Source organism: Hymenobacter coccineus, assembly GCF_001816125.1.
Classification (GTDB): domain Bacteria; phylum Bacteroidota; class Bacteroidia; order Cytophagales; family Hymenobacteraceae; genus Hymenobacter; species Hymenobacter coccineus.
The window spans coordinates 1-6,491 of sequence record NZ_MDZA01000127.1; the positions used below are offsets into that span (position 1 = coordinate 1).

Below are 6,491 nucleotides of genomic sequence, written 5' to 3' on the forward strand. Positions count from 1 at the left end.
GGGGTGTACAAGTATTTCGACGACGAGGGCATCATCTACGTGGGCAAGGCCATCGACCTGCGCAAGCGGGTGAGCAGCTACTTCAACAAGAACGACCACAACAAGAAGACCCAGCAGCTGGTGCGCAACATCAAGCGCCTGGAATTCACGATTGTGGACTCAGAATCAGATGCTTTTTTGCTCGAGAATAACCTCATCAAGCAGCACCAGCCCAAGTACAATATCCTGCTGAAGGACGGCAAAACCTATCCCTACCTCTGCCTCACCAACGAGCGGTTCCCGCGCCTGATTCCGACGCGCAACAAGATCAACGACGGCTCGCGCTACTACGGGCCCTACGCCACGGGCACGGCCATGAACGTGCTGCTGGAACTCATCAGGGCCCTGTACCCGCTGCGCACTTGCACCTACAACCTGACGCCGGCCAACGTGGCGGCCGGCAAGTTCAAGGTGTGCTTGGAGTACCACATCGGCAACTGCAAGGGCCCCTGCGAGAACCTGGAGGACGAGGCCACCTACAACGGCTACATCACCCAGATCAAGCAAATCCTGAACGGCGACCTGCGCATTCCCAAGCAGTACTTCCGTGAGCAGATGGGCCGCGCCGCCCAGGAAATGCAGTACGAGCTGGCCCACCAGTTTAAGGTGAAGCTCGACAAGCTCGACGCTTTCCAGGCCAAGAGCACCATCGTGAGCGATACGCTGACCAACATCGACGTGTTCGCCATTGCCTCGAACGAGAAGGCGGCGTTCATCTCCTACATGAAGGTGATGAACGGCTCCATCATCCTCACCCAAAGCCTGGAGGTGACGAAGAAGCTCGACGAGCCCGACGCCGAAATCCTGGGGCCCCTGGTGATGCAGCTGCGCCAGGACTTTGAAAGCGAAGCCCGCGAAATCCTATCCAACGTGGCCCTAGAGCTGCCGCTGCCCGGCGTGGCGCTGGCCGTGCCCCAAATTGGCGATAAACGCAAGCTGCTGGAGTTGGGCCTGAAAAACGTGCTCTACCTGCGCAAGGAGAAGGAGAGCATGAACGAGCGCAGCAAGGACCTGAACGAGGTGCGCATCATGGAAACCATCAAGAAAGACCTGCGCCTGAAGGACTTGCCCAAGCACATCGAATGCTTCGATAACTCGAACTTTCAGGGCGACAACCCGGTGGCGGCCATGGTGTGCTTCCGCAATGCTAAGCCGAGCAAGAAGGACTACCGCCACTATCACATCAAGACCGTGGTGGGCCCCGACGACTTCCAGTCCATGTACGAGGTGGTGCACCGCCGCTACCGCCGCCTCACCGACGAGGGCGCCAGCCTGCCCCAGCTCGTGATTGTGGACGGCGGCAAGGGCCAGCTCAGCATGGCCGTGAAGGCCCTGAAGGACCTCAACTTGTGGGGCCAGATCCCCGTCATCGGCATCGCCAAGCGCCTGGAGGAAATCTACGTGCCCAATGACCCGCTGCCCATCTACATCGATAAGCGTAGCGAGTCGCTGCGCTTGTTCCAGCGCATGCGTGACGAGGTACACCGCTTCGGCATCACCTTCCACCGCTCCCTGCGCGACGCCGGCACCCTCAAAACCGAGCTAACCGACGTGAAGAGCCTGGGCCCCATCACGGCCGAAAAGCTGCTCAACAAGTTCAAGTCCGTGAAGAAGATCCGCGAATTGAGCGAAGCCGAGCTGGTGGCCGAAGTTGGCAAGGCCAAAACCAAGGTGCTCCAGGCTTACTTTGACCAGCAAGAAGCCCCCGCTGAGTAATTCAGTCCCTGCTTTGTATTAACCTGACGAAAACCGCTCAATGCAAAAGGGGCCCCCAGCATCACTGCTAGGGGCCCCTTTTGCTATCAACTTGATCAAGCTAAAAAATCAGCGAAATCACGGTTAATCAGGCAAAATCAGTGATCTAGAAAGACCACAGGTTGTACTCGTACTCTACTAGGTCGGCGGCCGTTTGCTGCGCGGCCAGGATGCCCTGCTGCTGCCCACCATAGATGTCATCGAGGCGCGAATCGCCAGGATTCGATACTTTGGTGATGTAAGAGTTGAACAACCACAGCTCAAACGCATCGGCGAGGTTCTTGTGCTGGGCGTCGTTCTGCGCGTTGAACCAGATAGCATTCTGCGGATTAGCGCGGAATACCTTCACCAAGTCGTTGTATTTGAAGTAACCAACAGTTTTCTCGATTCCCGAAGCGTTTTGCGTCAGCGTGGACGGCACGAGAATGCCTATGGACTTGATGTCGTGGTACATGCGCGACCGTTTCTTGTCAAAAATCATGTCCTCTTTCAATTCCAACTGGTACAAGTCCTTCGGACGGTACTCGTTAACGTCAGATGGCTTAACCACCGGCGCGGCGGCCACTGCTGGCACTGTTTCGTAGATAACGCGGCCACGCTTATCCTTAAGCGGCTTGCCATTGGCACCTAGTTTGGGGCGGCGGGTAGTGGCAGCGGTTGATTTTTTCTTTACCGGGGCCCCCCAGCCGTCGTCGGCAGCAGCACCCCCACCTAAGTCGCTCTCACTAAAGCCAGCAGCCTTCTCGTCTTCGCTCAGTTCGTTGGCCTTGTCGGAATACGACATGTTGGACGATACCTCCGCCGGAGTAAATGTCGAGGTCAGCGAGTCGTTCTTATAAGCCTGGATTTCTCCCCGCTTAACGGCATCAAGGATGACGCGGCTGATTTCCTTACCTTCCGAAAACATCGGCTTGTTCTGCTTCTCGCGTAGGTCAATGGCGCGCCAGATGCTCTTGCGAAACATTTGGTCGGACAGTGGAATCGGCCGGCGTGAGCCCGTGCTGCTGGCCGTGGTGGCCTGCTCCTGGGCCATAGCGGCGGTGCTGAGCGACAAGCTGGCAGCCAAAATGGCCAGAGTTTGGGTAGCTTTCATGTGAACGCGAAATAAGCGGGGATAATAACAGCCGGTCAACGCCGGATCCGGATAGATTAGTATTATAGCAACGGAATGTTGAAAGTGCGCGAAACGTTCACCGGCTCTACATTTCCTTGGAAGTTCTGGCGCTGCACACCTTTTACCTCAATGTAGAGGCGGTCGCCTTCGCGGTAGGCATTCACCACGTCGCTCAGGTTAGCGTCGGGGCCCGAAATCTGCTTGGGCGGAATAGCGGGACGCTTGCCACGCACCAGCGTCACCTCGTAGCTTGACACCCGGAAGCGAGCATCCTCGGGCAGGAAAGTCTGGAAACCAGCATCAGGAATTGCTTTCAACGACAACGAACGGATGGCGGTACCGGGGGTACCCTGCTTCTCGTTAGCTTCACGGCCACCTACGAAGCACTTGATATCCGGCTTGGGGATGGGACGCACCTGGAAGGTTTGCGAGCCGATGGCGTTGCCGCCACTGCTCACGTTCAGGGTTACTTCGCGGGCGTTAGGCACCAGCGTCACGTCACCGAGCTTGCTGCCTGTGATAGTAGTAGCACCCGTGGCCGAAAAACCTGGTTTGTACTGGGCCCCTAAGGCCGGCACGTTCACGGTCAACTTATTGCCGCACTTGAAGTACAGCGCCTGCACCGAAGCCGACTGAATTTGCATTACCGGCTTGGTGATGGTGTAAGGCACCAGCACTTTGAAGGTGGTATCGCGGCCATTCTGGTTGAAGCGTACCGTACCCGTCCACGAAGCCTTGGCGTTGCCCGAAGCATCGAAGCTGCCGGGGCGGGCCGTGAACTCAACTTTGCCATGGCCATCGGGGCCCACCGCCAGCGACGAGCCATTCAGCGTCATCGAAGGGTGGATGCTCGAAGCAGCTGCGGTTAGGAACAGCTCGGCTTTGTATTTGGTACCCGCGGCCACCGTGTTAGACTCCGCCGAAGCGAAGGCCCCGATTTTGTCGAATACAATGGTCTTGGCGCCAACTTTCTGCGCCTGGGCCGACAAAGCATCGGCTTCGTACTTCAGCACTTCGGTTTCTTTCTGCGACAGCACCGCAAGGGCCGCCACCAGCGGCGTGTTCTCAAAGTTCAATTCAGCAAAGTCCTTATTGCGCTGCTCGGGCATGGTTTTCACCAAGGGGTCTTCTTTGCCATCAAGTGCTAAGGGTATCGCCGTGGGCACGAAACCTTTGATGTACGAAGAATATTCGTTCAGCTTGGCCTTCATTGGGTAAGCCAAGCCGTTCTTTTTGCCACCGATCATGGTAACGGCCACCTTGTCTTCGGCGCTCATGTCCTTGTACTCGGTTGCGCCTTTCACGTTATTCGAAGCCGTCACCAGCTTATCGCGAAGGTCACGCAAGTAGGCCACCATGTCCTTGGTCTTCGTGCGAATGTCTTCACTCTGGGCCAAGACGGCCTTGTCGCGGGCTTGGTTTTGGTTTTTAACCACGGCGGCTTCTATGCCTTTTACCGTGCCATCGGCGGCAGCCGATGTCTTATCGTTCACACCGACTAAGCTGTCGTCGATAAATTTAAATTTCAGCAGGATAGCCGAGTTTACCTGGAGTGCCAGCAGAGCTGTCAGCACAAGGTACATCATGCCTATCATTTTCTGCCGCGGTGTTTCGTTTGCGCCCGCCATTAGAAATTTCCTTTAAAAATGGATAATAAGGAATCGTTATAAAGTAAGCAGTACCTACGCTTGGGCCGGGGCGCGCATGGCGCTCAGCATATTGCCGTACACTCGGTTGAGTGAAGTCAGGTTGCCGGTTAGGTCAGCCACTTGCTTCTGGAACTGCTCGGTGTCTTTGCCAGCCTGGGTCATGTTGTCCATGGCTTTGCCCAGTGTACCGTAGAACTGGTTCATGGACTTGAGGTGCGTGTTGGCATCCTGCAATTCCATTTCATACACTGCATTCAGGGCCCCCAAGTTCTTGGTCACGTTCTGGACCTGCTGGTGGTACTCCTTTGCGTCGCCCGTAGCATCAGCCAGCGAGGTAATGGCGGCGGCAGTGTTCGAGTAAGCCACGTTGATTTTATCGAGCGAATCGGCGGCGGTGCGCACCTTCTTCGTGTACTCGTCGGTCACATTGGTAGCATCGCCTAATTGGCCCAACTGAGCGGTAGTGGTGCTAAGACGGTTCAGACCCTGGCCCAGGTTAGTGAGAGCTTCGGGAGTAACGTTAGCATTCTTCAACATATCGTCCAGCTTGGCCGTCAAGCCGTTGGGCTGGGTTTTGGCATCGCGGAAGCGGTTATCGTTGGTGGTGGGGTCATAGCCTTCGCTCAACTCAGGGTACACCAGCGACCAATCGTGGTCGGAGGCGTGCGGCTGAAAAGCACTAAGGGCAAAAATTACGGCTTCGGTACCAAGCCCGACAATCAGCATGGCGCTGGCACCTTCCCAGTGTTGGATTTTGAATAGAGCACCTACGATAACTACAGCAGCACCAAGGCCATACACTTTCGGCATTAAGGTGTCGTACAGGAAATTTTTCTTAGCAGCCATAATTTTAAAATTTAAGAGAGAATTGTAGATGAATTGGTTTGTGGGTTGGTTGTCTGGTTGATATAAATTAGTTGAGTTTGCTGTTAGAGCCCATGCCGATCTGAATCATCGAGCAGCGGAAGCCGATATAGGAACGGGCTGAATCTTGGTATTCAAAGTTGCGGGTACCCGTTTCGAGGAAGTAAGCAATGTCCTTCCACGAGCCGCCGCGCACCACTTTGCGGGGTTCGTTATCGTCCGGATTAGTGGGATTCAAGTCCCACACCACAGGCACAGAGGCTTCCATATAGGCATCATCGCACCATTCGGCTACGTTGCCCGACATATCGTACAGGCCGAAATCGTTGGGGAAGAACGAACCCACTTCTGAAGTGTAGGCGTACCCATCGCTAACATAGTCGCCGCGGCCGGGCTTGAAGTTAGCCAGCATGCAGCCTTTGGTGTTGCGCAGGTAAGGGCCGCCCCAAGGATAGGTAGCGCCTTCGCGGCCACCACGGGCAGCATACTCCCATTCGGCTTCCGAGGGCAGGCGGAAGTTAGGGTCGGCGGCATCGCCACGCTCCTCGCGGGTAGCGTTGCGGTACTTAGTGCGCCAGTTGCAAAAGTATTTTGCTGCGAACCAGTCCACGCCCACCACCGGATAATCGTCGAACGCCGGATGAGTATAATAGTATTCCAGCAGGGGGTCGCCCATGTGGTAGGTAAAGTCGCGCACCCACACCGTTGTGTCAGGATACAATTCCGTCATCACGTACTCTTCACCTAGCACATCCAGCGAGTCCTGCTTAATGGCTTCGATGAACTGCCGATACTTATTGTTGGTGATTTCTGTTTCATCCATGTAAAAGCCGGCGATAGTCACCTGCTTGTTCATGTTGACCATCGACGCGGAAATATCCTGGTCCGTTTGGCCCATGTGAAATGTGCCACCCGGGCAGGGTACCATTCCAAAAGGTACTTCCTGAGGATTATAATAAGGTCGGTCCTGCGCGCCGACTAATTCGCCTTCGAAGCCCTTGCTAAAGCTGCAACCCCCCAAAAGGGCCCCAGAAAGCGCGAACAGTGATAATGCTAATAACTTATTCATG

Annotated in this window: 5 protein-coding genes; 1 reads left to right on the forward strand and 4 read right to left on the reverse strand. The window is 55.6% G+C overall.

From position 1 onward, the window contains the following. The coding region (gene uvrC / locus BEN49_RS09445; RefSeq protein ID WP_070742775.1) for an excinuclease ABC subunit UvrC at nt 1–1,755 on the forward strand (1,755 nt) is incomplete at its 5' end. 145 nt (nt 1,756–1,900) lie between these two features. On the opposite strand, the gene porN is transcribed toward uvrC, so the two are convergent. The 4 genes from porN to porK form a co-directional block, all read right to left on the reverse strand. Next, nucleotides 1,901–2,887, reverse strand: a complete 987-nt coding sequence (gene porN / locus BEN49_RS09450; protein ID WP_070742776.1) for a type IX secretion system ring subunit PorN/GldN — start codon at nt 2,885–2,887, stop codon at nt 1,901–1,903. Nucleotides 2,888–2,949: 62 nt separating this feature from the next. Then, entirely contained in the window at nt 2,950–4,536 is a 1,587-nt protein-coding gene (gene porM, locus BEN49_RS09455; protein WP_070742777.1) for a type IX secretion system motor protein PorM/GldM, read from the reverse strand. Nucleotides 4,537–4,590: 54 nt separating this feature from the next. Beyond that, complete coding sequence (gene porL, locus BEN49_RS09460) at nt 4,591–5,403, reverse strand: type IX secretion system motor protein PorL/GldL (RefSeq protein ID WP_070742778.1); 813 nt, start codon at nt 5,401–5,403, stop codon at nt 4,591–4,593. A gap of 67 nt (nt 5,404–5,470) precedes the next feature. Further along, nucleotides 5,471–6,490, reverse strand: a complete 1,020-nt coding sequence (gene porK, locus BEN49_RS09465) for a T9SS ring complex lipoprotein PorK/GldK (RefSeq protein ID WP_070742779.1) — start codon at nt 6,488–6,490, stop codon at nt 5,471–5,473. Nucleotide 6,491: the final 1 nt, after the last annotated feature.